The following is a 24,561-nucleotide window of genomic DNA, read 5'->3' on the forward strand; positions in this document are numbered from 1 at the left end:
ATCACGTCCATGATGCTCGCCGGTGGCTGCCAGTGCGGAGCAATTCGCTTTCGGGTGACAGGTGCGCCCGGGGACGCGGTGATCTGTCATTGCCGGATGTGCCAGAAGGCATTCGGCAATTTCGGGGCCGCGCTCGTCAGCATACCGGAAAGCCAGCTCGAATGGACGCGGGGCACGCCGGGCGTGTTCCGCTCCTCCTCCATCGTTTCGCGCGGCTTCTGCGCGGCCTGCGGCACACCGCTCTACATGCGGGAGGACGGCGAGGCCTATGAGCTCGCCATGGGGACTTTCGACGATCCGAACGGGCTGCCAGCCCTGTCCAGGCAATCCGGTACGGAAAGCCGGGTTGCCTGGTTTGAGACAATGGTCGCCCTTCCGGCGGAGGAAACGGGCGATTATCGAACAGAAGACGACCTGAAGAAGCTCAAGAGCCGCCAGCATCCCGATCACGATACCGAAGGCTGGCACGGGAGGCAGGAATGACCCATACGGGTGGATGTCAGTGCGGGGCGGTGCGCTACCGCATAAAGGGGGAGATCGGTTATCGCCATCTCTGTCATTGCCGCATGTGCCAGAAGGCATCGGGCAACTATTTCCTGCCGCTGGGGACCACGCCAAAGACAAGCCTCACCCTCACGCGGGGCTCGGCCTCCTGGTTTCATTCCTCCGACGTGGTGCGGCGGGGCTTCTGCAGTCAATGCGGCACGCCGCTGTTCTTCGACCCGATGGACAGCGGGGACATGGCGGTGACCCTGGGCTCGCTGGACGAACCGGAGCGCGCTGCACCGGAGATCCAGTCCGGCCAGGCCGCCCGTCTTTCCTTTACCCCGCAGCTCGCCAGCCTGCCCGATGAGGCGGAGCACCTGTCTTCCGACTGGCTCGCCCGCGTGGCGCTCGGCACCCATCAGCACCCGGATCATGACACCGACACCTGGCCGCCGGAGGACCGACCGTGAGCGAGCTGCAGAAGAAACCCGAACTCGGCATGCCGAAATGGCTGCTGTACGGCCTGATCGCCAAGGGCATCGTCATCGTGCTCGTGGTGGCAGGCGTGCTCATCTATGTGAACCGTTGAGAGGAAATGCCATGACCGAGACCCTGCGCACGCTCTATCCGATCACCGAACCCTATGCCTCCGGCCATATGGATGTCGGCGACGGGCATGTGATCTACTGGGAACGGGTGGGCAAGCCCGGCGGCAAGCCGGCAGTGTTCCTGCATGGCGGTCCCGGCGGCGGCATCAATCCCGGTCACCGTGGGTTCTTCAACCCTGACGTCTATGACGTGCTGCTGTTCGATCAGCGCGGCTGCGGCAAGTCCACGCCCCATGCGCATCTCGAAGCCAACACGACCTGGCATCTGGTTGAGGACATCGAGCGGCTGCGCGCGATGGTGGGGGTCGAAAAGTGGCAGGTCTTCGGGGGATCCTGGGGATCGACGCTTGCGCTTGCCTATGCGGAAACCCATCCGGAGCGCGTCACCGAACTGCTGCTGCGCGGCATCTATACGCTGACCAAGGGGGAACTCGACTGGTACTACCAATTCGGCGTCTCCGAAATGTTCCCCGACAAGTGGGAGCGCTTCCTGGCACCCATTCCGCCGGAAGAGCGGCACGAGATGATGCTCGCCTATAACCGCCGTCTGACCAGCAGCGATCGCGCCGTCCAGATTGCCTGCGCCAAGGCCTGGAGCCTCTGGGAAGGCGAGACGATCACCCTGCTGCCCGATCGGGGCAACAGCACCACCTTCGGCGAGGATGATTTTGCGCTCGCCTTCGCGCGGATCGAGAACCACTTCTTCGTCAATGCCGGCTGGCTCGAAGAAGGCCAGCTGATCCGTGATGCGGACCGGCTGAAGGACATTCCCGGTGTCATCGTCCACGGGCGCTACGACATGCCCTGCCCGCTCCGCTATGCCTATGCGCTGCACAAGGCCTGGCCGAAGGCGAAGTTCGAGATCATCGAGGGCGCCGGTCATTCCGCCATGGAGCCCGGCATCACCGATGCGCTGGTGCGCGCCACCGACCATTTCGCCAAGGCATGAGACGACCCTCTTTCCATCCGATACGGACAGCAACCATGAACCGCGACAAGATCTATCTCTTCGACACGACCCTCCGGGACGGGCAGCAGACGCCCGGCATCGACTTCTCGGTCGAGGACAAGATCGCGATTGCCAAGCTGCTGGACGAATTCGGCATGGACTACATCGAGGGTGGCTATCCCGGCGCCAATCCGACCGATACCGCCTTTTTCGGGGCCAGGCGCACACAATCCGCCGGCTTCGTTGCCTTCGGCATGACGAAGCGGGCGGGCGTTTCCGCTTCCAACGATCCGGGGCTTGCTGTCCTCCTGCAGGCCAAGGCCGATGCCATCTGTTTCGTGGCGAAGAGCTGGGACTATCACGTCCATGTGGCGCTCGGTTGCACGCTCGAGGAAAACATCGCCTCGATCCGGGACAGCGTCGAAGCCGCCCGCGGCGCCTCCCGGGAGGCCATGGTCGATTGCGAGCATTTTTTCGATGGCTACAAGGCGAATCCGTCCTATGCGCTCGATTGTGCCCGCACGGCCTATGCGGCCGGTGCCCGGTGGATCGTGCTCTGCGATACCAATGGCGGCACCCAGCCGCAGGAGGTGCGCGACATCGTTTCGGCTGTGATTGCGGCAGGCGTGCCCGGCAGTCATCTGGGCATCCATGCGCATAACGATACGGGACAGGCGGTCGCCAATTCGCTGGCGGCGGTGGAAGCGGGCGTGCGCCAGATCCAGGGCACGCTGAACGGCATCGGCGAGCGCTGCGGCAATGCCAATCTCGTGACCATCATCCCGACGCTGGCGCTGAAGCCGGTCTATGCCGACCGTTTCGAGATCGGCATCGACCCCGAGCGACTGTCGGGCCTCACCCATCTCTCCCATTCCTTCGACGAGCTGCTGAACCGCTCGCCCGACCACCAGCTGCCCTATGTGGGCGCCTCCGCCTTCGCCACCAAGGCCGGCATTCATGCCTCGGCGCTGCTCAAGGACCCCAGGACCTACGAGCATGTGACGCCCGACAGCGTGGGGAACTTCCGAAAGGTGATGGTCTCCGATCAGGGGGGCAAATCGAACTTCCTCAATGCGCTGAAGCGGCGCGGCATCCTGGTCGACAAGGACGACCCGAAGCTCGACCGGCTGATCGCACTGGTGAAGGAACGGGAGGCGACCGGCTATGCCTATGAGGGCGCCGATGCCAGCTTCGAGCTGCTCGCCCGCCGCATTCTCGGCTCGGTGCCCGACTTTTTCACCGTGGAAAGCTTCCGCGTGATGGTGGAGCGGCGCTTCGATGCGAACGGTCAGCTCAAGACCGTGTCGGAAGCGGTGGTGAAGATGGCCGTGGACGGAACGACCGTCATGTCGGTCGCGGAAGGTCATGGCCCGGTCAACGCCCTCGATCTGGCGCTCCGCAAGGATCTCGGCTCCTATCAGGCGGAAATCGCCGATCTGGAACTGGTGGATTACAAGGTGCGTATCCTCAATGGCGGCACCGAAGCCATCACCCGCGTCTTGATCGAATCCACCGATGCGACCGGCGCGCGCTGGTGGACCGTCGGCGTTTCCGACAACATCATCGACGCCTCCTTCCAGGCCCTGATGGATTCCATCATCTACAAGCTGATGAAGAACCGGGCGCTCGCCGGACGGATCGCGGCCGAGTGAACAGGCTATCTGGCCCCGCAAGGCAGGCGGTGCTAGATCGGGTGGATGAGCAGCGGCATAGTTTTTGAGCGATGGACCTATCTGGAGCGTGGATCGGCACCCTCGCTGATCTATCCGGACGGGTGCCGGGACCTGCTCATCTTTCAACGGGACGATCGCTTCGAGCGGGCCGCGCTGACGGATTTCGATTTCAGCCCCCGAAGCGTGCAACTTGCCGCCGGCACGCGGATCGAGGGGTTCCGGCTGCGGCCGGGCGTGACGCTGAAGGAAGCCGTGCTTTCCGCCATCCGGGCAAGACCGGAGGCGGCCAGCGAAATCCTGGGCAACGGCCTGCGCTTTTCCGACGATATCGATCAGGCGATCCTCGCTCTCGGCGCGCGCCACGAAACGGTGCGTTCCGTTGCCGCAAACAGCGGACTTTCGGTGCGGAGCCTGCAACGGGTCTTTGCCGAAGAGGGCCTGCCTCCTCCCGATTTCTGGAGACTGCTTTGCCGGGCCCGCCGGGCAGCCTTGCGCCTTCAAGGCACTCTGCCTCTTGCCGATATCGCCTCGGACAGCGGTTACAGCGACCAGGCCCACATGAGCCGGGACCTGGTCCGCTGGTTCGGGGCATCGCCCGCGCGGCTGCGCCGGGATGCCCGAACCTTGCGCCTGCTGGCTCAACCGGCGCTGGGCAACTGGACCGGCGAGCAGATTTCCACCAGATAGCCGTCCGGATCGGCGACATAGGAGGTCACCTGCCCCCAGGCCTCCTCGCGGACCGCCTGCACCGGCCGTGCGCCTGCAGCCACGGCCCGATCGAATGCCGCCTGGACATCGGCGGTCTCGAAAGCCACTTCGGAAACCGGACGCTCGGGGTCCGGCGCGCCCGGATGCTTGCCAAGCTGGCGCATCAGGCTGCGGGAGGAGAAGGCAAGCCGGGTCTCGCCCGTCGCGAGCTCCCCATAGTCCCCCGTTTCATGCAGGAAGGACCGGTTCAGGCCGAAGGCCCGTTCGTAAAAGTCCAGCGTGGCCGCAACATCCTCGACGTAAAGGATCGTGTAGCGAAAGATCATCGTCATCTCCTTTTTCGTGACGGGACTTTGTCCATCAGCAACAAGGCCCTGTCTTGAACGATCGCGACAAGGCCGCTGGCAGGCGTCAGGATAGGCGTGCGATGAGGCAGGCCGGTTGTCAGTGAATAGTCGAGATCAGCAGGGAATGGTCTCGACAAACCCCGCATCGGACAGCCGGAGTATGATCCGGTCACGGGTGACGACCGGCACGTTCTTCACCCGCGCCGTGGCAATCACATAGCAGTCGCCGGGATCCTTATGGCCGGTGCGGCGCACGACCTCAGCAGCCTCGAATGCAATTTTTTCCCGGATGGGGACAATTCGCGAGCCAATTGCAGCGAATGCTTCCCTAAACCAAATGTCTGGCGCTCCGGTCCCTAGCTCTGGCGGGTTTCTGACAGGAGGTTTCAGGGCGGCGGTTGTCAGCTCCCACACGGAAATCGGCGATACATAGAGGCGAGATTGTCTGCCGCTTTCTGCGATAGCAAACAAAGCCTCCAGCGATAAGCGTTCTGGCTGCGTTACCAGCCAGTATAGGGCATGGCTGTCTAGCAATGCTCCCGACAAAATTTTACGCTTTCCTGCGCCGTTCACGCGGTTTTACAGCGTTCAGGGCGAGAGCCTGATCATAAATGGGCATTGTGAGGTCGATCCGCTCATCCAGCGACAGAGGGGTATCCCGCATCGCATTTGCACCCGGCACTTCGACATGGGTATTGGTCTTCGGATCGAGTACGAAGAGCCTTCCATCCGCCAGTCGCATGACTTTTGCATCGTCCATGCCTGTATTGTAACTCAAAACTGTCATGTGGACGAGATCCTAACCTACAATATTCCTTAATTCTAACTTATGTCACGCCCGGATACAAGCGTCATTCCTTGAATGCGATATAGGGCGTCTGCTCCTCGTCGACCCGGTAGGTCACGAAGCGGGCATCCGGAACGGGAGATGGAGGGTTTGTGCGGATCTTCACATAGGCCCAGAGGCCGACTGAGGCGTAGAAGGTGACATAGGGCGCCAGAATGAAGATCAGCTTCAGCCAGTCGGGCGATGTCTCATAGATCCGGTTGATGTCCACGCGGCACTCCCTTTGTCCTGAGGAAGACGACACCGGCGGCCATGGGGTAGCCACCGGTGACCGGGAGTTCGAAAAGCCGTACACGAACGACCGCCCCGGCTTTTAAACCGAAGTTCTGGACATGACCGAGGCCTCCCGGCCGCCATGGCCAAGACGCTAAAGGGTTCGGGACGTGCCGATCAAGGCACGGCCGCATCGTGTACGGGGTTTTCGAAGCCCCGGGATGCCGGTTTCTGCCGGCATCCTGAAGCGAAGGTTAGCACAGCCGCCATATGGATCAACGCTTATTTAGTCATTTCTTTCTTGAGCAAGATGCTGACGGACGCGCATCCGGACGACAGAACGGGCTTTCACCACCCCAATTCACCTATGCTTCAGCGAAATGAATTGGTGCATCGGCACAATAAGGAGTACGTCCCAGCTTTCATCACGATAACAGGTCCATTCCATGTCCGATCAAAGCGCTGCGGTCTTGCCGAAGAACGAAGATACGCTCGGCGGCTTCCTCTATGCGCTCTCCGCCTACCTGCTCTGGGGTTTCCTGCCGATCTACATGAAGGCGGTCGCCCATATCTCGCCGGCTGAAGTCATCGCGCACCGCATCGTCTGGTCGCTGCCGATTGCCGGGCTCGTGCTGATCGTGCTGAAGCGGACCAACGACCTGAAGGCGGCGCTGCGCTCGCCGCGCACGCTGCTGCTCGCCTGCATGACGGCGGCGCTGATCACGGTCAACTGGGGGCTCTATGTCTGGGCTATCGGTGCCGGACGGGCGCTCGATACGGCGCTCGGCTACTATATCAACCCGCTGTTCAGCATCGCGCTCGGCTCCCTGTTGCTCAAGGAGAAACTGTCCGGCGCGCAGAAAGTCGCCATCGCCCTGGCGATTGCGGCGGTTGCGGTGCTGACCTACGAGGCCGGCGGGCTGCCCTGGGTTTCGCTTGGCCTGACCGTGTCATGGGGCTTCTATGCCCTGTTTCGCAAAACGCTGCCGGTCGGCCCCAATCAGGGCTTCTTTCTGGAGGTGATGATCCTGGCGATCCCCGCGCTCGGCTATATCATCTATCTGCAGTCGGCCGGTCAGGGACATTTCATGACCGGCGACAAGCCGCTCTTCGATACGCTCATGCTGGCGGGCTGCGGCATCGTCACCGCCGTGCCGCTGATGCTCTATGCCAATGGCGCGAAGCTGCTGAAGCTCTCCACCATCGGCATCATGCAATATATTGCGCCGACGATGATCTTCATCTTTGCGGTCTTCGTGTTCGGCGAGCCCTTCGGCCGCGCGCAGATGATCGCCTTCCCGCTGATCTGGATGGCGCTGCTGGTCTATACGGGATCGATGCTGAAGAATGCGCGGAAGGGCCGGTAAAGCCCTCCCCGCTCAAAGTCGGGAAATCACGGCGGCGTCACCCTCGGTGGCGCCGTTTTGCTGTCCGGCTCTCAAAATGGCCGGCACGATCTCCGCGGGATCGGAAACGAGGATCGGCTGCACGAGATGGCCGGTGTGGATGAAGCCCTCGCCGCGCATGTGATGGATGAGATCCATCAGCGGGTCCCAGAAGCCGTTGACATTGGCAAGCACCATGGGCTTGCGATGGCGCCCGAGCTGGGCCCAGGTCATGATCTCGACGATTTCCTCAAGCGTGCCGATGCCGCCCGGAAGCGTGACGAACGCATCGGCCCGCTCGAACATCTTGTGCTTGCGTTCATGCATGTCGCCGGTGACGACGAGGTCGTCGATGAAGGCGCTGTCACGGGCCACGTTCTCGCGGCCGAAAAGGAATTCCGGAATGATGCCGGTCACACCGCCGCCGTGGTTCTTCACCGCGCGCCCCACCGTGCCCATGATGCCGGTGGTGCCGCCGCCATAGACGAGGCGAAGACCATGCGCGGCGATGGATTGGCCAAGCGTTTCGGCGGCGCGGACATAAGCGCCGTCGTGTCCGGGCTGGGAGCCGCAATAGACGCAAACGGATCGAATCGAAGGTTCAGATATGGTCATGAGGGGGACGGGAACCCGGAAAGGACGCTCGCGTCAAGCATGTCGGCTAATAAATATAGGGTGACAAGGCGTTCGCCCGTGCTGGGTGCTTGTGGAAGCAGGACAGAATCGGTAGCAATTTTCAGAATGTCCGGAACACTCGGTCGGACAGGGGGAAAATCAGACCTGACAATGCGATGTGTCCCGCTGGCGCGGCCGTGCCCGGGACGCCCGGAGGGATCCGCATGAACCAAACTCAGAAGGGCGTACTGATCGCCATTGCGATCGCGCTTCTCGGCGGTGGCGCCTATTACGCCTTCAAGCAGAAGGGCGATGCGGTGACCGAAAAGGCCGCCCAGCTCGCCGATACCGCAACCGAAACGGCAAAGCAGGCCAGCAATCTCGCCGATCTCGGAGCGACGCTGGACAAGTCCAGCCGGTTGATCGCCGATGCGGGCGCCGCAACCGCGGCGATGAAGGATCTGTTCAAGGACGGCAAGATGCCCGACCAGCCCGCGCTCGAGGCCGCGCGCGGCAAGATCGAGGCTGCCCTTTCGGGTGTCTCTGCCATCGACATTCCGCAAGGCGCTGAAGGAGCTGCCGCGGACATGCTGAAAAAAGCCAAGGAGAACGCGGCCAAGGCCCTGGAGATCCTGAAGGGACTTCCGGCCGATGCTGCCGGCATGGCCGCGGGGCTGGACTCCATTCAGGCGGTTCTGGCTGGCAAACCGGCTCCGGCAACGACCGAGCCCGCCAAGGCTGCGACGGCGGAAGCTCCCGCTGCGCCTGCCGCCCCTGCTGCGGAGCCGCAAGCAACGCCGGCTGCACCGGCCGTCGCCGAACAGCAGCCCGCCGCCGCAACCCAGGAGACGAGCGAAGCGCCGGCCGCGCCCGCCGCACCGGCGGAAGCTTTCCCGCCCGTGCCGCGTTTCGACATCCTGCGGGTCGAGCCGGATGGCTCTACCGTGATCGCGGGTCAGGCGGATGGCGGGGCGAAGATCGACATTCTCGACGGGAACAAGGTCGTCTCCTCCACGGAAGCCAGCGCCGGTGGCGACTTTGCCGCCATCTTCGATGCGCCGCTTTCCCCCGGCGATCATCAGCTGACGCTGAAGGCAACCGGCAAGGATGGCAAGACGACGCTGTCCGAAGAGGTCGCGACCGTATCGGTACCGAGCGATCCGAGCGGCGAGCTGCTTGCCATGGTATCCAAGCCCGGTGAGGCGAGCCGGGTGATCACCGCTCCCGGCACCAAGCCGGCAACGGCCAAGGCGGAGGTTCAGACCGAGGAGCCGGTCGAGCCTGCCACGGAGGTTTCCGTTGCCCCGGCTGCCGCAGAGCCTGCCAAGCCTGCCGTGAAGGCCGCCTTGCAGATCTCGGCCGTCGAACTCGAGGGAGACCGCGTCTTCGTTGCCGGCACGGCCGATGCGAAATCGAAGGTTGCCGCCTATGCGGACGAGAAGAAGATCGGTGAGACAGCCGCGAGCGAGGACGGTCATTTCGTGATCGACGGCGTGATGCCGCTGGCCGTCGGCAAACATATTATCCGCGTGGATCAGGAAGGACCGGATGGCAAGGTGGCCTTCCGGGCCGAAGTGCCCTTCGACCGCCCCGAAGGCGAACAGGTAGCAGCCGTTGCAACGCCCGGTGCCGATGGCAATACCGCCGCCGCCGGTCTGCAGCCGCTCGGCGACGGTACATTCGACCAACGCCGCGGCGAAGCGGTAAAGGCGCTGGCGCTTCTGCAAAATCTTTTTGCCGGCGGGAAAGTGCCGACGGCGGAGGAATTTGCCGCAGCCCGCTCCTCGACCGTCATCGCGCTTCAGTCGCTCGCCGATTTTGCTCTGCCGGAAGGCGCGGGACAGGCGACGCGGGATCTCGTGACCACGACGCGGGACAATGCGCTCAAGGCGATCGCGCTGCTCAAGGCCTTGCCGGATGACGGTGCGGGCGCCGGACAGGATCTCGGACAGATTGCCGATTTGATCGGCAAGACCGTTTCGCCTGCGGCCAGCAGCACCGAAGCGCCCGCCGAGGCGCAGGCGCCGGCAACCGAGCCGGTGGAAGCGCCAGCCGAACCCGCAGCCCAGACCGCGGCGGCCAAGGCGGTCAAGCCGAGTGAACCGGCAAAGGTCGTCCAGGCGCCCCTGAAGGGAACGGATACGTCGGTCATCATCCGCAAGGGCGATACGCTGTGGCAGATTTCCCGCCGCGTTTACGGCAAGGGTGTTCGCTACACCACGATCTACCTCGCCAACAAGGATCAGATCACCAATCCGGACCGGATCATGCCGGGCCAGGTCTTCGGTGTGCCGGACAAGGCCCTGCCGAATGCGGAGGAGCTGCACCGCCAGCGGCTGCACGGCGACAAGATCGACTGATCGCGGAGGGCAGGCACAAAAAGGCACTGCCCGCCATTGTAATCGCCCCGACAAGGGCATATCTGCGAAGGAAGCGGCGATCCCCGGGGGTCGCCGCTTCAGTTGTTTTAAGCATGGTTTGACAGCGAGCGGCGATGCGGGCCCGTGACGGCATGGGCAGGCTGCCGGTAGAAGCGGGCGGAGCGGATAATGGCGGGGAAGACCAAGACAGTTTCAGCGGATGCGACCAATCCGTTCGGGACACTCAAGAACCTTTGGCCCTATATGTGGCCATCCGATCGTCCTGACCTGAAGATGCGGGTCGTGTGGGCGACGCTCTACCTCGTGCTGGCCAAATTCGTGCTGATGGCCGTGCCCTATTTCTTCAAATGGTCGACCGATGCGCTGAACGGCAAGCTGGATGCCGCAGGCCTCTTGCCGGTCTTCATGCTGGGGGCGCTGGCCCTCATCATCGCCTACAACCTCACCCGCATCGTCCAGCTCGGTCTCAACCAGCTGCGCGACGCGCTTTTTGCCAGCGTCGGCCAGTATGCGGTGCGTCAGCTTGCCTACAAGACCTTCGTGCACATGCACCAGCTTTCCCTGCGCTTTCATCTGGAGCGCAAGACCGGCGGTCTGTCGCGCATCATCGAGCGCGGCACGAAGGGCATCGAAACCATCGTCCGCTTCACCATCCTCAACTCCGTGCCGACCGTGCTCGAATTCGTGCTGACGGCGGTGATCTTCTGGTGGGGTTACGGTTTCTCCTACCTGGCGGTGACCGCCCTCACCGTCTGGGCCTATATCTGGTTCACGGTGCGCGCCTCCGACTGGCGCATCTCCATCCGCCGCGCCATGAACGACAGCGACACGGAGGCCAACACCAAGGCCATCGATTCGCTGCTGAACTTCGAGACGGTGAAATATTTCGGCAATGAGGAGATGGAAGCCAAGCGCTTCGACGCTTCCATGGCCCGCTATGAAAAATCCGCAACCGATGTGTGGACCTCGCTGGGCTGGCTGAACTTCGGCCAGGGCGTGATCTTCGGCCTCGGCACCACCGTCATGCTCGTCATGTCCGGCCTCGCCGTACAGCGCGGCGAACAGTCCATCGGCGATTTCGTCTTCGTCAATGCCCTGCTGCTGCAACTGGCTCAGCCGCTGAACTTCATCGGCTTCGTCTACCGCGAAATTCGCCAGGGGCTGACGGATATCGAACAGATGTTCGACCTGCTCGAAGTCGAGGCGGAAGTGGTGGACAAGCCGTCGGCCGCACCGCTCGCCATTGCGCAGGGCGCGATTGCCTTCCGGGACGTCCATTTTGCCTATGATCCGGAACGGCCGATCCTGAAGGGTATCTCCTTCGAGGTGCCGGCTGGAAAAACCGTTGCCGTGGTCGGCCCGTCGGGGGCCGGCAAGTCGACACTGTCGCGGCTGCTCTATCGTTTCTATGACATCCAGTCCGGATCGGTCACGGTGGACGGACAGGATATCCGGGACGTGACGCAGAAGAGCCTGCGCTCCGCCATCGGCATGGTGCCGCAGGATACGGTCCTCTTCAACGACACCATCGCCTACAATATCCGTTACGGTCGCCCTGGCGCTTCCGACGAGGAGGTGATGGCTGCGGCGGACGTGGCGCAGATCGGCGATTTCATCCGCCGCCTGCCAGACGGGCCGAAGACCAAGGTAGGCGAACGCGGCCTGAAGCTTTCCGGCGGCGAGAAGCAGCGCGTGGCGATTGCCCGGACCATTCTGAAAGCCCCGCCGATCCTGATCCTGGACGAGGCGACATCCGCGCTCGACACCACTACCGAACGGGAAATCCAGTCGGCACTCGATCTCGTCTCGCAGAACCGCACCACGCTGGTCATCGCCCACCGTCTTTCCACCGTCATCAATGCGGACGAGATTATCGTTCTCAAGGATGGCATGATTGCCGAGCGAGGCACCCACGAGCAGCTGCTCGAAGCCGATGGCCTCTATGCCTCGATGTGGAACCGCCAGCGCGAGGCGACGCAGGTGGAAGAACAGCTGAAGCGGGTGCGCGAGGATGATACGCTCGGCATCGTGACCCGGCTGGCACCGGCCCATTGAGCCATGCCCCTCTGCAATCCGGGCAAGACCATTGCCCGGGCGGCGCAACTGGGATAGAGCGAAAGCCCAAAAAGGAGAACCCGGCCATGAGCCTCGTCGACACGATCCGCAACACCTTTGTCCCGATCCATAAGGAAGGCTATCGTTTCATCGCGATTTTCTTCGTTGTTTCGGTGGTGCTCGGCCTGTTGTGGGAGCCGCTGTTCTGGCTGGGCCTGATCCTGACGGCCTGGTGCGCCTATTTCTTCCGCGACCCGGTGCGCATCACCCCCGAAGACGACGATCTCGTGATCAGCCCGGCCGACGGGCGCGTGTCCTCCGTGCAGATGATGGTGCCGCCGGCCGACCTCAATCTCGGCAGTGAACCGATGCTGCGCATCTCGGTTTTCATGAATGTCTTCAACTGCCATGTGAACCGCGCCCCCATGGCGGGCCGTATCACCGGCATTTCCTACCGCGAAGGCTCCTTCCTCAATGCCGAGCTGGACAAGGCAAGCGACGAGAACGAGCGCAACGGCCTGACGATCCAGACCGCCCATGGCGAAATCGGCGTGGTGCAGATCGCCGGGCTTGTGGCGCGCCGCATCCTCTGCTGGGCGCGCCCTCTCGATCAGATCGCCGTCGGCGAGCGCTTCGGCCTCATCCGCTTCGGCTCCCGGCTCGACATCTATCTGCCGACCGCCGCGCAGCCGCGCGTGATCGTCGGCCAGACCGCGATTGCCGGTGAAACCGTGATTGCCGAATTCGGTTCGTCCAAGGGCCCGCTGATCGGCCGCCGCGGCTGACGCGAAGCCGGCACCCGGCGAGGAGATGTCCATGGAAGAGGCAAGGCAATCCGGCGAAACGACCCGCGAGGACAACGATGCCGCGCGCGGCCCGCGTCTGCGGGAAATCCCCGTCCGGTTGATGATCCCGAACATCATCACGGTGCTGGCCATTTGCGCCGGCCTTTCGGGTGTTCGCCTGGCCTTTGACGGCCGCTACGAGATGGCCGTGGGCATGGTGCTGCTCGCCGCCTTCCTCGACGGCATCGACGGGCGCATTGCGCGGTTGCTGAAAGCAACGTCGAAGTTCGGCGCCCAAATGGACTCGCTCGCCGATATCGTCAATTTCGGCGTGGCGCCGGCCCTCGTCGTCTATGTCTATGCGCTCGGACAGGCCCGTTCCTTCGGCTGGATTGCCGCTCTCGTCTATGCGATCGCCATGTGCATGCGCCTGGCCCGGTTCAATGTGATGGACGAGCGCAAGGTCAAAGCGCCCTGGCAATCGGAATATTTCGTCGGCGTCCCGGCCCCGGCGGGCGCCATGCTGGTGATGCTGCCGGTCTATATCGGCTTTCTCGGCGTTCCCGCCTCCATCTATTTCGCCCATCTGAGCGCGCTCTACACGGTCGTCATCGCCCTGCTTCTCGTCAGCCGCCTGCCGGTCTGGTCCGGGAAATCCAGCAAACGCCGCGTGCCGCGCGATCTGGTGCTGCCGCTGATGCTCCTCGTGGTGCTCTATGTGGCCATGCTGATGACCTATACGTGGGAAGTTCTGGTGGCCACCGTTGTCGCCTATCTTGCCTCGCTTCCCTTCGGTGCGCGGGCCTGGCACCGACAATATGGGACGCTCACCATCGGCGATGCAGGCGAAGTCGGGCCGCCCGGTGCGGAATCGGAAATCGATCGCAACATCTGAGATCATTTTTCCCGAAAAATCGGCCGTTTTGCTCAGACGAGCGCGTGAACCGGCCGATTTTTCCGGTTTTTCGAGCAAAATGGCCCGAAATTGAAAATTCTGCTTGCCTTTGCCCCGAATTGGTCAAATTTTAGCATCAAGCGAAGCAACAGACCAAATCGCGTTTTCAGAGGGAACAGACATGAGCGCCAAGCAGGGTGCAAACCATCAACCGGTCCAGAACGACCTGTCCGCACAATATCGTCCGCTGGGCCTGAAGGCCGTTCTTGCGGCAGCCCTGATGGTGAAGCCGAAGGCCCTGAAGAAGTCCGCCTGACCTCTTTCTCCCCCGTTTCTTTCGAAACAGACGCGCTTTCCGAACCCGCCCTTCCGGCGGGTTTTTGTTTGTCGACGCCCTCAGAAGAGGGACATCTGGCCGTCCTTGCCACGACTGGACGCACGGCGGGCCGGCTTTTCCGGCTCGGCCGTCGCGGGCGCCGGAATGGGGTCCTGAACGTCGGGTCCGGTATTGCGGACCGCATTCACCCGATCGGACACGGGAATCGCCTCGAAGAAATCCATGTCCGCCGGCTTCAGCAGGTCCTCGATCTGGCGGGGTTCCTGGCTGCGGCAATCGAGCCAGCGGCTGAAATCCTCGGGCTGGATGACAACCGGCATGCGGTCGTGAATACGGGCAATGGCTGCATTGGCGCCCACCGTGAGGATCGCGCCCGTATCGACTTCCGACCCATCGGCAGAAGACCAGGTTTCCATCAGCCCGGCAAAGGCGACGATGCCGCCCCGCTTCGGGCGGATCCAGTAGGCCTGCGATTTCTCCCCGCTCTCCTTGGGCGGACGGTGCCATTCATAAAAGCCGGAAGCGGGCACCAATATCCGGCGATGCCGCATGGCAGCGCGAAAAGAAGCTTTACCGATCGCGGTCTCGGCGCGCGCATTGATGAGCAGCGGAAAGTCTTTCGGATCCTTCACCCAGCCGGGCATGAAGCCCCAGCGCACCAGAAGAGCCCGGCGCTCGGGCAGATTGCTTCCGGGTGCGGCCTTGTCCCCGTCGACGATGACAAGCACCGGCTGGGTCGGAGCAATATTGTAGCGCGACGGAAACTCCTCCAGCTCGAGGAGGCCGAACAGCTCGCGCACCTCTTCCGGGGTCGCAGTCAGGGCAAAACGTCCACACATGCGGGATAAGTGGCACTGCAGACGGGGTGCGTCAACCGCGCGGGGCGAAGAGAATGACGATCGTCCCCGCGATCGCCAGCCCTGCCCCGAGAAGGTCGAACCGGTCCGGCATCCGGCCTTCGACCAGCAGAAGCCAGCCAAGCGAGGCGAGGATGTAGACGCCGCCGTATGCGGCATAGGCGCGGCCGGCCGCATCCGCAGGCACAAGCGTCAGCAACCATGCGAACAGGGCGAGGCAGAGAAGGCCGGGCAGAAGCCAGGTCGGGGAACGGGACAGGCGAAAGACCGCCCAGAAGGCATAGCAGCCGCCGATCTCCCCGAGAGCGGCCAGACCATAGACGAGCCAGACCTTCATTCATCCCCCCTTCATCCTTAGGGGTGTTAACTATGTATTAACCCCAGCTTTCGTGTCGGACGAGAGAACGACTATAAACGAAGGAAGACGATTCGCTTTTCGAAACGGTGACAGGATGTCGATACCCGCTCCGGCCTCCTCTGCCATAGTCCGCAGGGATGGCCGCTATCTTCTGGTCCGTCGGCTCTATCCGCCGGCGGAAAACCTCTACGCCTTTCCCGGCGGACGGGCGGAACCGGGAGAAACGCCCGCCGAGGCGGCCATTCGCGAATGCACCGAGGAAACGGGCATCGTGGGAACGGAGCCGAGGCTCTATGCCACCTATGACCTCGTGACCCGGAACGATGAGAATGTAGTTACGCATCACTATTTTCTTTCTGTCTTCGTGCTGAAGGAAACCGGTCGGACCGAGGCGGTGGCCGCCGATGACGCCGGTGAATGCGGATGGTACACGCTGGAGCAAATCCGGCAGATGCCCGTGACCGACGGCGTTCTGGAATGTGTGGAGCGCATGGAAGCGGAGATCATGATGGATATGGAAGCATGAGAAAGACCGCGGCCCTGCTGGCCCTTTCCTTCGCTGTTTTTCTTCCCGTCATGGCGGATGCTGCCGGCAAGGCCAAGGAAACGGAAACGGTGGCAAAGACGGCGCCGGCTCCGGTCCAAACGCCGCAGATCGTTCCCTATGACCGGGATCTGCTGCGGCTGTCGGAAATTCTCGGCTCGATGCACTATTTGAGGGGTCTTTGTAATCCCGAAGAAAAGGATCGCTGGCGTGAAAAGATGCAGCGGCTCATTTCGATGGAAGCCGGCAAGGAGCCGCAGCGAAAGCAGAAGCTGACCGCCGCTTTCAACCGGGGATACAGGTCGTTCGCCGCACTTCATGCAAGCTGCACGAGTGCTGCCCTGGAAGCGGAAGAGCGTTACCGTGCCGAAGGCGCAACACTGGCGGCAGAAATCACCGCGCGCTTTGGAAATTGACAGTTTATTAACCTGTTTCTCTCTCGGCGCGTGCCGATTTGGGAAAAGGCTGTTAGAAGAATTAAGCAATCGGTAAGAACCGGATGAGAATGCACATGGAACCGAGCCTGAACGATATCGACGATATGATTGTCCATGAAAAGCGGCAGGCCGCTCTGGAGTACCAGAACGAAGCCTGGGCTGACGGCATGGCGGATGGTATCGAACCGGAAATCATCGCCGATGCGGCCATCGCGCTCGCCATTCGGGAAACCGTGCGCATTCACGGCGAAGACGCAGCGGAAGCGCTGCTGACCAGTCTCCGGGATCGCATCCATGCGGGAGAATTCTCCCCAACGCGGACCTTGCAATAGGCTCTGAACCGGCTTACTCGACCGGACAGGATCAGGAACGGGCAACCGGAGGCATGGCAATGAAAGGTGATCAGGAGCGGCTGCCGTTTCAGCGGATGACCCTCGCCACCGCCATGCTGTCTGCCCTGCTTTGCGTCTCCTCGGGCCCGGCACAGGCGCTGTCTGCCCTTCAGGGCATGCCCGGAACCGGCGGCCAATCCGAAGAGCAGCCAAAGGAAGAAGAGGCGCCCGCAGCGCCCGGCCTTCCCCTTCCCGATCCCCTGATCGGCAATTCCTCGTCCTCCGAAACACCCACCGTCCTGCCGCTTAACGGCGGCAAGCCTGCCGAAGCCATTCACGACGAAAGCAAGCTGCCCGAGGCGGTGCGCAAGACCCGGCAGCTTCTCGTGGAGGCCGCCGCATCCGGCGACATAGAGCGCCTGCGTCCGCTCATCGGCCAGGGAGCTGGCGCGGCCGAAATCAATGTCGGCGATACGGCCGGCGATCCGATCAACACACTTAAGGAACTGGCAGGAGACGATCAGGGGATCGAAGTCCTCTCCAGTTTTCTGAACATCCTGTCCACCGGCTATGTGCATGTGGATGTGGGCACAGCGAACGAGGCCTATGTCTGGCCCTATTTTGCGGCCAAGCCGCTCAACGGGCTCACCGCTCCGGAAAAGGTGGAGCTGATGCGCATCGTCACCGCCGGCGATTATCAGGACATGCTGGATTTCGGCACCTACAGCTTCTTCCGCATCGGCATCGCGCCGGATGGCAAGCTGAAATTCATCCGCTCCGGCGAATAGCGGCGTCGCAGTCAGCGGTTTCCAATAGACCGGAAGTCGATTATGTCTGAACCGATTTTTCGGCACGGATATCTGACTCGCCATGACAAAAGCCTTTCTTGCCGGGCGTTCCTTCCTGCGTGTCGGCGGTGCCGACGGGGAAAGCTTCCTGCAGAACCTCATCACCACAGACCTTGCCAGCCTGGATGCGGGAGAAGCCCGCCCGGGCGCGCTCCTGACGCCACAAGGCAAGATCCTGTTCCACTTCCTCATTTCCCGCGACGGAAACGGATTTCTCCTGGAAACCGATTCCGCTTCCCGCGATAACCTGTTGAAACGCCTGACCATGTATCGGCTTCGCGCCGCGGTGGACCTGACGCCCGCGCCGGAAGCGGGCGTGACTGTCAGCCTCGACGGATCGGGCGACGGCGCGGTGGATTACCGGTTTGCCAGGGCAGGCCTTTCGGTTCGCCGCGCGCCGGGTGGAACAGAACCGCAGGACGGGGCGGAGGCCTATCGGGCGCTCCGGATCGAGGCGGGTATCGCCGAAGCGCCGGAGGATTTTGCCCTTGGCGATGCCTTCCCTCACGACATCCTGATGGACAAGGACGGCGGCCTGCATTTCCGCAAGGGCTGCTATGTCGGTCAGGAGGTCGTTTCCCGCATGCACCATCGCGCGACCGCGCGGCGGCGGCTGGTGCAGGTTTCGGCAGACGTCCCGCTTCCCCCGTCGGGCACGACCCTTTCCACGGGCGGCAAGTCCATCGGAACGCTCGGCACCGTTCTCGGAACCGCAGGTCTGGCCATCGTGCGCATCGACAAGGCGGGGGCGGCCATGGCTGCCGGGGAAACCCTTTTCGCGGGGGACGTGCCGGTGACCCTGACGCTGCCGGCATGGACGGATCTCTCCTTCCCGAGCGACGCCGGAGACGAGCCGTGACGGCGCAACGAGAACCGCGCGCCTGGCAGCGGATGCTGTCCGGCCGGCGACTTGACCTCCTCGATCCCTCCCCGCTCGATGTGGAAATCTCCGACATCGCGCACGGTCTGGCGCGTGTCGCCCGCTGGAACGGACAGACGCGCGGCGACCATGCCTTTTCCGTCGCCCAGCATTCGCTGATGGTGGAGGCGATTTTTTCGAAGCTTTTCGAAACATCCGCGAGCGAGCGGCTGATGGCCCTGCTGCATGATGCGCCCGAATATGTGATCGGCGACATGATTTCGCCGTTCAAAGCGGTTGTCGGCGGTGGCTACAAGACGGTCGAGCGGCGGCTGGAGGCGGCAGTGCATCTGCGTTTCGGCCTGCCGGCCCATCCCTCGACCGAGCTCAAGGCGCGGATCAAGAAGGCGGATTGCATCGCGGCCTATTTCGAGGCCACGGCGCTCGCCGGCTTTTCGGAAGCGGAAGCCCGGAAGTTCTTCGGAACGCCGCGGGGCGTCACCCCGGAGACGCTGGAAATCACGCCCCAGCCTGCCCTCAATGTGCAGCGTCGCTTCATAGACCGCTTCGAAACCCTCGAAGCCGAACGCCGGACAGGATCAGCCAAGTGACCGCCATCGTCGTATCTCCCCTCTCCCGCATCGCCGAAATGGCCGTCCGCCACCGGGCGCGGGAAATGGTGAGCCTGCTCGCCGCCGGCCAGGATTTTCACCGCCCCGCCGTCATCGACCGGGAACGGCACCTTCTGCTCGGCATGAACGACATTGCCTTTGCCGGGACGGGCGATCTCGTGGCGCCCGGCGAAAGCCATGTCGCCGCGATCATCGACTTTGCCAGAGCCTGGGACCGGTCGGCTCCCTTGCTCATTCATTGCTGGATGGGCGTGTCGCGCTCGCCGGCAGCGGCTCTCATAGCTTCGCTGGCCGTCCATCCGGAAGAAGAGGATTCCGCGCTTGCGCTGCGGCTTCGCACGGCCTCGCCCTTTGCAACCCCCAATGTCCGGCTGATCGAGATCGCCGATGTCATGCTGGAGCGGCAGGGACGACTGGTCGAGGCGGTGAAATCCATCGGTCGCGGGGCCGATGCGGATGGGAACGCCCCCTTCGTGCTGCCGCTTTACGCATCCGTGGAGGCGTGATGGCGACGGGCGGGATCGAGATCGGCCTCAATGCCGCGATCGTGTCCATGGCAGGCGCCGAGCCCCGGCTGCTGACCGTGGACGAGCCGGGCCAGCGCCCCGCCCTGCCCTTCGGCCCCTTCGATCCCGAGCGTCATCGCACGCTGGACGTCTCCCTGCGACAGACCGTAACGGATCAGGCGGCCCTCACCATGGGTTATGTGGAGCAGCTCTACACGTTCGGAGACCGGGGCCGCCACCGGCTGCCGGGGGATGCCGGTCCGCATGTGGTCTCGGTCGGCTATCTGGCGCTGACCCCGCCGGAGGGAGAGCCGGAGCAGCCGCTGGACGGCGTGCGCTGGCGGCACTGGTATACGTTCTTTCCCTGGGAAGACTGGCGGCAGGGGCGGCCGGATATTCTCGACCGGGTCATTCTGCCAGCGCTCGAAAGCTGGGCGCGGGAACCGGAAACGCTCGATGCCGCAGCGGGACTGGCCTCGCGCATGGCGCGCCTGCGGCTGGCCTTCGGCCACGGGGACCTGCCATTCGACGAGGAGCGCGTGCTGGAGCGCTATGAACTGCTCTACGAAAGCGGACTGGTCAGCGAAGCCGTGGCAGATGGCCGGGTCGCGAGCCGTCAGGTTTCGGTCGAGCTCGGTCTTCCCATGCGCCACGATCACCGGCGGATCGCCGCGACCGCCATTGCGCGGCTGCGCGGCAAGATCAAGTACCGGCCGGTCATCTTCGAACTCATGCCGCCGGAATTCACCCTGACGGACCTGCAAGCCACCGTGGAGGGCATTTCCGGGCGGCATCTGCACAAACAGAACTTCCGCCGGCTGGTGGAAGGCGCCAATCTGGTCGAACCCTCCGGCGGTACCACCGCCGCGACCGGCGGCCGGCCAGCCGCGCTGTTCCGCTTCCGCCGGCAGGTTCTGGAAGAACGGCCGCATCCCGGCCTGAAGGTGCGGGGGCGCTGAAGTCTTCGAGAAAAGCGCGGGCACGCTTCTCCGGCCGGAATGCCAGAAACGAAGAGCAAACCCCAGCCGCTTCTCAGCCGATGGCGATATCGAGGCCGAGATCGAGGGTCGGCGCTGCCATGGTGATCTTCGACGTGGAGATATAGTCCACGCCCGTCTCGGCTATGTCCCGCACCGTATCAATGGCCACATTGCCCGAGGCCTCGAGCTGGATGCGCCGGCGATTCAGCGGATAGTCGTCTATGGAAAGCCCGCTGTGCTTGCGGTTCATGGCGACCGCGACGGCCAGATGGGCGGGCGCCATATTGTCGAGCAGGATCACATCCGGCCCTTCGGCCAGCGCCTCCTCGCATTGGGCAAGGCCGTCCACCTCCACCTCGATACGCACCAGATGACCGGCATAGGCCCGGGCCGACCGGATGGCCGCCGCGACACCGCCTGCCACCGCAACATGATTGTCCTTGATGAGGATGGCATCGTCCAGCCCGTAGCGATGGCTGGAGCCGCCCCCGACACGAACCGCATATTTCTCGGCGGCCCGGAGACCCGGCATGGTTTTGCGCGTGCAGGTGACGCGCGCGGCCGTGTGGGCGATTTCCCGGGCGAAACGATCCGTATAGGTCGCCACACCGGAGAGATGCATGAGATAGTTCAGCGCGACCCGCTCGGCGGAGAGCACGCCCTGCGCCGGTCCGGAGATCACGGCCACATCCTGCCCGGGCGCCAGCCTTTCGCCATCCTCACAGCAGGCATCGAAGCGGATGGTCGGATCGATCAGCCGGAACGCGGTGCGCGCGAAGGCCATGCCGGCGAGAATGCCGGTCTGGCGGGCGTTGAGCCGCGCGGTCGCCGTCCTGTCGCGGCCGATCACGGCTTGCGTGGTGATATCGCCTGCCCGTCCCAGATCCTCCAGGAGCGCATGACGAACCTGTTCCTCGACCAGAAGAGCGGGCAGGACGGGCAGATTGGGTTTCATCATGATACGCGGTTCCTGGAGGTACGGGTTGATCAGACGGCGAGCAGGGATCGCTCTCCCGCAATCTCGTCGATGACAGCCTCCGCTTCGGAGAGGCTCGTATAGGTGCGATGACGGAAGCCGTCATCCGCGGCGGGGAAATCGGAGCGGAAATGGCCGCCGCGGCTTTCCGTGCGGCGATAGGCGGAAGCCGCGACCAGCTTGGCTGCCGCCAGGATATTGCCGAAGCGCACGCGGCTGCCGTCCCCTTCCAGGCGACGGATGGCACGGATCAGCGTTTCCAGCCCTTCCCGGTCGCGGATGACGCCCGCATGGGCATAGACGAGATCGCGCAGCTCCTTCATCGGCGGGCTGTCTTCTTCCGTATAGAGATCGTCATTCTCGCCCGCATGGCCCTTCCAGGCATAGAGGCGGCTTTCGGGCAGCATGCCCTTGATGTTGTCGGCGATGCGGCCGGCAAAAACCACGGCTTCCAGAAGCGAGTTGGAGGCAAGCCGATTTGCGCCGTGCACGCCGGTCGAGGCCACTTCGCCCGCAGCCCAGAGCCCGTCGATGGAGGTGCGCCCATCCGCATCGGTCAGCACGCCGCCCATGTGATAGTGGGCTGCGGGGCAGACGGGGATAAGATCGACAACGGGATCGATCCCCGCCGCAACACAGGCGGCATGGACCGTCGGAAAGGCCTCCGGAAAATGCGGACCCACGGCGGTGCGGCAATCGAGAAACGCGCCCCGCCCCGCCTTGACCTCGGCAAACACGCCGCGGGCGACGATATCGCGCGGCGCCAGTTCCGCATCCTTGTGCAGCGCCTGCATGAAGCGTTCGCCGCGACCGTTGACGAGCCAGGCCCCCTCGCCCCGGAGCGCCTCCGTGGCCAGCGGCGCGGGATCGCGCCCGACCGCAAGCGCGGTCGGATGGAACTGCACGAATTCCGGGTCTGCCACCAAAGCACCCGCCCGGGCGGCCATGCCGAGACCGGCCCCTTGCGCCTCGACCGGATTGGTGGTGACGGAAAAGAGGTGGCCGATGCCGCCGGAGGTCAGCACGATGGCACGGGCAGAGAAAGCCACGCGCTTGCGCGAACGGCCGCCATCCGGACGAGCGATCACGCCGGAAACGAACCGGCCCTCGGTGACGATTTCCTCGACCACATGGCCTTCCAGAACCCGGATGGACGGCGTTGCCCGGACGGCCGAAATCAAGGCCTCCATGATGGCCTTGCCGGCGGTGTCGCCCTTGACCCGGACAATGCGGCGCTCGGAATGGGCGGCCTCGCGGGAGAGCAGCAGCTTGCCTTCCAGATCGCGGTCGAAGGGAACGCCATAGGAGAGGAGATCCAGAATGCGGTCCGGCCCTTCCTCCACCATCAGCCGCGCCATCTTGGCATCGACAATGCCCGCGCCGGCGGCCAGCGTATCGGCGAGATGCTTGCCGAAGGTATCCTCCTGGCTCATGGCGGCGGCAATGCCGCCCTGTGCCCAGGCGGACGACGACCCCTGCCCGATCGGCGCTGCCGTCAGCACGGTGACGGGGCGCGGCGAGAGCTTCAGCGCACAAAACAGACCGGCGAGCCCGCCGCCGATGATGACGATATCGTCTATTCCATTGAAACTCTGCGGGCGGAAATGATCGACCAGCATCAGACTGCCTTTCCCGGAGATTGAGGGGCTGGCCGGACCAGCCCCGGCCATTACCGCTTCAGATTGATCATGCGCTCGACCGCAAGCCGCGCCCGGCCCGCAATGGCGGGATCGACCGTGACTTCCTCGGTCATGAAGAGCAGGCTGTCGAGGATCTTCGGCAGGGTGATCTTCTGCATGTGCGGGCAGAGATTGCAGGGCTTGATGAAGGTCACGCCCGGCGCTTCCGCCTCGATGTTCGATGCCATCGAGCATTCCGTGACGAGCAGCACCTTTTTCGGGCGACGGGTCTTCACGTAATCGATCATGGCGGCGGTCGAGCCGGCGAAATCGGAGACGGCGATCACATCCGGATGGCATTCGGGATGGGCGACGATCTCCACGTCCGGATCGGCCTCGCGATAGGCGTTGAGCTCATCCGGGGTAAACCGCTCATGCACTTCGCAATGCCCGGCCCAGGTGAGGATTTTCTTGGAGGTCTTCTTCGCGACGTTCATCGCCAGATATTCGTCCGGGATGCAGAGGACCGTATCGGACTCGAGGCTTTCGACCACGTCCACCGCGTTGGCGGAGGTGCAGCAAATATCGGTTTCGGCCTTCACGTCGGCGGAGGTGTTCACATAGGTGACCACGGGCACGCCCGGATAACGGGCCTTCAGCGCCCGCACATCGGCACCGGTAATCGATTCGGAAAGCGAGCAGCCCGCCTTGCTGTCCGGGATGAGGATCGTCTTTTCCGGATTGAGGAGCTTGGAGGTCTCGGCCATGAAATGCACGCCGCACTGGATGATGATATCGGCATCCACCCGGGTTGCATCCCGGGCAAGCTGCAGCGAATCACCGCGGATGTCGGACACGCAGTGAAAAACCACAGGCATCTGATAGTTGTGGGCGAGAATGACCGCGTTGCGCTCCTTCTTCAGCCGGTTGATGGCATGGACATAGGGCGCATAGACCGGCCATTCGATCTCGGGCACGAAATGCTTCACGCGCTCGTAAAGAGGGGCCGTTTCGCGGGCAACCGCCGGCGTAAAGGTCAAATCGGGGCGCTCCAGCACGCCAAAACGCTCCCGCGCGGTGAGACCCTGTTTCGGGTCGATTGCCAGCGTGTCCATGCGATCCCTCCGATCGATATGCCTTATTCTCATTTTGAGCATAAGGGGTGCCAAACAAAACCGGCGGGGCCGGTCGGCATTGAATTAGGAATTTTCCACCGCAATTGCAAGGCCGATCTCACGGGAGACAAGGCCATGTTTTGACGAATGGCAGGCTTCGATTAAGAGTGTTAGGGATTAAAGGCCGCAATCAGGTGGCACCGGGGGCATGCGA

General features: G+C 63.3%; 30 protein-coding genes. 20 read left to right on the plus strand and 10 right to left on the minus strand.

Annotated elements, in window-relative coordinates:
* Nucleotides 1–9: 9 nt before the first annotated feature.
* From ACT54B_RS16515 to ACT54B_RS16540, 6 genes are read left to right on the plus strand one after another with little or no spacing between them, the layout of a single operon-like run.
* Nucleotides 10–483 (plus strand): GFA family protein, encoded by a 474-nt coding sequence (locus ACT54B_RS16515; protein ID WP_476046367.1) that lies wholly within the window; start codon nucleotides 10–12, stop codon nucleotides 481–483.
* Nucleotides 480–956 carry a GFA family protein gene (locus tag ACT54B_RS16520; protein ID WP_476046369.1) on the plus strand — a complete coding sequence of 159 codons (477 nt, stop codon included), beginning with the start codon at nucleotides 480–482 and terminating at the stop codon, nucleotides 954–956. Before ACT54B_RS16515 ends, ACT54B_RS16520 begins: the two co-directional genes overlap by 4 nt.
* Nucleotides 953–1,075 (plus strand): hypothetical protein, encoded by a 123-nt coding sequence (locus tag ACT54B_RS16525; RefSeq protein WP_476046370.1) that lies wholly within the window; start codon nucleotides 953–955, stop codon nucleotides 1,073–1,075. Before ACT54B_RS16520 ends, ACT54B_RS16525 begins: the two co-directional genes overlap by 4 nt.
* 11 nt (nucleotides 1,076–1,086) lie before the next feature.
* Nucleotides 1,087–2,043, plus strand: a complete 957-nt coding sequence (pip, locus tag ACT54B_RS16530) for a prolyl aminopeptidase (RefSeq protein ID WP_476046371.1) — start codon at nucleotides 1,087–1,089, stop codon at nucleotides 2,041–2,043.
* 35 nt (nucleotides 2,044–2,078) lie between these two features.
* A complete protein-coding gene (gene cimA / locus ACT54B_RS16535; protein WP_476046373.1) occupies nucleotides 2,079–3,695 on the plus strand; it encodes a citramalate synthase in 1,617 nt (538 codons plus the stop codon).
* A 45-nt stretch (nucleotides 3,696–3,740) separates the two neighbouring features.
* Nucleotides 3,741–4,403 (plus strand): helix-turn-helix domain-containing protein, encoded by a 663-nt coding sequence (locus ACT54B_RS16540; RefSeq protein WP_476046375.1) that lies wholly within the window; start codon nucleotides 3,741–3,743, stop codon nucleotides 4,401–4,403.
* Here the strand turns inward: ACT54B_RS16540 and ACT54B_RS16545 are convergent.
* From ACT54B_RS16545 to ACT54B_RS16560, 4 genes are all read right to left on the minus strand, one after another.
* Nucleotides 4,355–4,756, minus strand: coding sequence for a VOC family protein (locus ACT54B_RS16545; RefSeq protein ID WP_476046377.1), 402 nt, complete (start codon nucleotides 4,754–4,756; stop codon nucleotides 4,355–4,357). The two genes, ACT54B_RS16540 and ACT54B_RS16545, sit on opposite strands and share 49 nt — an antisense overlap.
* A gap of 129 nt (nucleotides 4,757–4,885) precedes the next feature.
* Complete coding sequence (locus tag ACT54B_RS16550; RefSeq protein ID WP_476046379.1) at nucleotides 4,886–5,344, minus strand: type II toxin-antitoxin system VapC family toxin; 459 nt, start codon at nucleotides 5,342–5,344, stop codon at nucleotides 4,886–4,888.
* On the minus strand, nucleotides 5,322–5,558 hold the full coding sequence (locus ACT54B_RS16555) for a hypothetical protein (protein WP_476046381.1): 237 nt from the start codon (nucleotides 5,556–5,558) through the stop codon (nucleotides 5,322–5,324). Before ACT54B_RS16555 ends, ACT54B_RS16550 begins: the two co-directional genes overlap by 23 nt.
* 64 nt (nucleotides 5,559–5,622) lie before the next feature.
* Nucleotides 5,623–5,829, minus strand: a complete 207-nt coding sequence (locus ACT54B_RS16560) for a hypothetical protein (protein WP_476046383.1) — start codon at nucleotides 5,827–5,829, stop codon at nucleotides 5,623–5,625.
* 448 nt (nucleotides 5,830–6,277) lie between these two features.
* Here ACT54B_RS16560 and rarD point away from each other — a divergent pair, with 448 nt between their 5' ends.
* A complete protein-coding gene (rarD, locus tag ACT54B_RS16565) occupies nucleotides 6,278–7,198 on the plus strand; it encodes an EamA family transporter RarD (RefSeq protein WP_476046384.1) in 921 nt (306 codons plus the stop codon).
* A 12-nt stretch (nucleotides 7,199–7,210) separates the two neighbouring features.
* On the opposite strand, the gene ACT54B_RS16570 is transcribed toward rarD, so the two are convergent.
* Complete coding sequence (locus tag ACT54B_RS16570) at nucleotides 7,211–7,831, minus strand: LOG family protein (protein WP_476046385.1); 621 nt, start codon at nucleotides 7,829–7,831, stop codon at nucleotides 7,211–7,213.
* A 224-nt stretch (nucleotides 7,832–8,055) separates the two neighbouring features.
* Between ACT54B_RS16570 and ACT54B_RS16575 the strand changes: the two genes are divergently transcribed.
* The 5 genes from ACT54B_RS16575 (at nucleotide 8,056) to ACT54B_RS16595 (ending at nucleotide 14,263) form a co-directional block, all read left to right on the plus strand.
* Nucleotides 8,056–10,191, plus strand: coding sequence for a LysM peptidoglycan-binding domain-containing protein (locus tag ACT54B_RS16575; protein ID WP_476046387.1), 2,136 nt, complete (start codon nucleotides 8,056–8,058; stop codon nucleotides 10,189–10,191).
* A gap of 189 nt (nucleotides 10,192–10,380) precedes the next feature.
* A complete protein-coding gene (locus tag ACT54B_RS16580) occupies nucleotides 10,381–12,267 on the plus strand; it encodes an ABCB family ABC transporter ATP-binding protein/permease (RefSeq protein WP_476046389.1) in 1,887 nt (628 codons plus the stop codon).
* A 53-nt stretch (nucleotides 12,268–12,320) separates the two neighbouring features.
* Nucleotides 12,321–13,052, plus strand: coding sequence for a phosphatidylserine decarboxylase (locus tag ACT54B_RS16585; RefSeq protein WP_476046883.1), 732 nt, complete (start codon nucleotides 12,321–12,323; stop codon nucleotides 13,050–13,052).
* A 31-nt stretch (nucleotides 13,053–13,083) separates the two neighbouring features.
* Nucleotides 13,084–13,947: a CDP-diacylglycerol--serine O-phosphatidyltransferase gene (pssA, locus tag ACT54B_RS16590; protein ID WP_476046391.1), complete on the plus strand. Its 864-nt coding sequence runs from the start codon at nucleotides 13,084–13,086 to the stop codon at nucleotides 13,945–13,947.
* Nucleotides 13,948–14,128: 181 nt separating this feature from the next.
* Complete coding sequence (locus ACT54B_RS16595; protein ID WP_476046393.1) at nucleotides 14,129–14,263, plus strand: hypothetical protein; 135 nt, start codon at nucleotides 14,129–14,131, stop codon at nucleotides 14,261–14,263.
* An 80-nt stretch (nucleotides 14,264–14,343) separates the two neighbouring features.
* Here the strand turns inward: ACT54B_RS16595 and ACT54B_RS16600 are convergent, their stop codons facing one another.
* On the minus strand, nucleotides 14,344–15,123 hold the full coding sequence (locus ACT54B_RS16600) for an SOS response-associated peptidase (RefSeq protein WP_476046395.1): 780 nt from the start codon (nucleotides 15,121–15,123) through the stop codon (nucleotides 14,344–14,346).
* A 31-nt stretch (nucleotides 15,124–15,154) separates the two neighbouring features.
* Nucleotides 15,155–15,478 (minus strand): YnfA family protein, encoded by a 324-nt coding sequence (locus ACT54B_RS16605; protein ID WP_476046396.1) that lies wholly within the window; start codon nucleotides 15,476–15,478, stop codon nucleotides 15,155–15,157.
* Between the two features lie 115 nt (nucleotides 15,479–15,593).
* On the opposite strand from ACT54B_RS16605, the gene ACT54B_RS16610 reads away from it, so the two are divergent.
* The 8 genes from ACT54B_RS16610 to ACT54B_RS16645 all read left to right on the plus strand — a co-directional run bounded on the left by ACT54B_RS16610 (nucleotide 15,594) and on the right by ACT54B_RS16645 (nucleotide 20,616).
* The gene (locus ACT54B_RS16610) at nucleotides 15,594–16,025 is read left to right on the plus strand and encodes an NUDIX hydrolase (RefSeq protein WP_476046397.1); all 432 of its coding nucleotides are present in this window, start codon (nucleotides 15,594–15,596) and stop codon (nucleotides 16,023–16,025) included.
* A complete protein-coding gene (locus ACT54B_RS16615) occupies nucleotides 16,022–16,459 on the plus strand; it encodes a TIGR02301 family protein (RefSeq protein WP_476046399.1) in 438 nt (145 codons plus the stop codon). Before ACT54B_RS16610 ends, ACT54B_RS16615 begins: the two co-directional genes overlap by 4 nt.
* Nucleotides 16,460–16,542: 83 nt before the next feature.
* A complete protein-coding gene (locus ACT54B_RS16620) occupies nucleotides 16,543–16,812 on the plus strand; it encodes a hypothetical protein (protein ID WP_476046400.1) in 270 nt (89 codons plus the stop codon).
* Nucleotides 16,813–16,871: 59 nt separating this feature from the next.
* Nucleotides 16,872–17,600: a hypothetical protein gene (locus ACT54B_RS16625; RefSeq protein ID WP_476046402.1), complete on the plus strand. Its 729-nt coding sequence runs from the start codon at nucleotides 16,872–16,874 to the stop codon at nucleotides 17,598–17,600.
* A gap of 82 nt (nucleotides 17,601–17,682) precedes the next feature.
* Nucleotides 17,683–18,519 carry a CAF17-like 4Fe-4S cluster assembly/insertion protein YgfZ gene (ygfZ, locus tag ACT54B_RS16630; RefSeq protein WP_476046403.1) on the plus strand — a complete coding sequence of 279 codons (837 nt, stop codon included), beginning with the start codon at nucleotides 17,683–17,685 and terminating at the stop codon, nucleotides 18,517–18,519.
* Between the two features lie 32 nt (nucleotides 18,520–18,551).
* Nucleotides 18,552–19,130: a YfbR-like 5'-deoxynucleotidase gene (locus ACT54B_RS16635; protein ID WP_476046885.1), complete on the plus strand. Its 579-nt coding sequence runs from the start codon at nucleotides 18,552–18,554 to the stop codon at nucleotides 19,128–19,130.
* A complete protein-coding gene (locus ACT54B_RS16640; protein ID WP_476046405.1) occupies nucleotides 19,127–19,657 on the plus strand; it encodes a tyrosine phosphatase family protein in 531 nt (176 codons plus the stop codon). The genes ACT54B_RS16635 and ACT54B_RS16640 overlap by 4 nt, the downstream gene beginning before the upstream one ends.
* A complete protein-coding gene (locus ACT54B_RS16645) occupies nucleotides 19,657–20,616 on the plus strand; it encodes an NUDIX hydrolase (protein WP_476046406.1) in 960 nt (319 codons plus the stop codon). Before ACT54B_RS16640 ends, ACT54B_RS16645 begins: the two co-directional genes overlap by 1 nt.
* A gap of 73 nt (nucleotides 20,617–20,689) precedes the next feature.
* Here the strand turns inward: ACT54B_RS16645 and nadC are convergent, their stop codons facing one another.
* Genes nadC through nadA form a run of 3 tightly spaced genes read right to left on the minus strand, consistent with a single transcriptional unit; the run spans nucleotide 20,690 to nucleotide 24,347 of the window.
* Nucleotides 20,690–21,592: a carboxylating nicotinate-nucleotide diphosphorylase gene (nadC, locus tag ACT54B_RS16650; RefSeq protein WP_476046887.1), complete on the minus strand. Its 903-nt coding sequence runs from the start codon at nucleotides 21,590–21,592 to the stop codon at nucleotides 20,690–20,692.
* A gap of 32 nt (nucleotides 21,593–21,624) precedes the next feature.
* Nucleotides 21,625–23,232: an L-aspartate oxidase gene (locus tag ACT54B_RS16655; protein WP_476046408.1), complete on the minus strand. Its 1,608-nt coding sequence runs from the start codon at nucleotides 23,230–23,232 to the stop codon at nucleotides 21,625–21,627.
* A gap of 50 nt (nucleotides 23,233–23,282) precedes the next feature.
* Complete coding sequence (nadA, locus tag ACT54B_RS16660) at nucleotides 23,283–24,347, minus strand: quinolinate synthase NadA (RefSeq protein WP_476046409.1); 1,065 nt, start codon at nucleotides 24,345–24,347, stop codon at nucleotides 23,283–23,285.
* Between the last annotated feature and the right edge of the window lie 214 nt (nucleotides 24,348–24,561).

The organism is Gellertiella sp. DMC107, assembly GCF_056313605.1.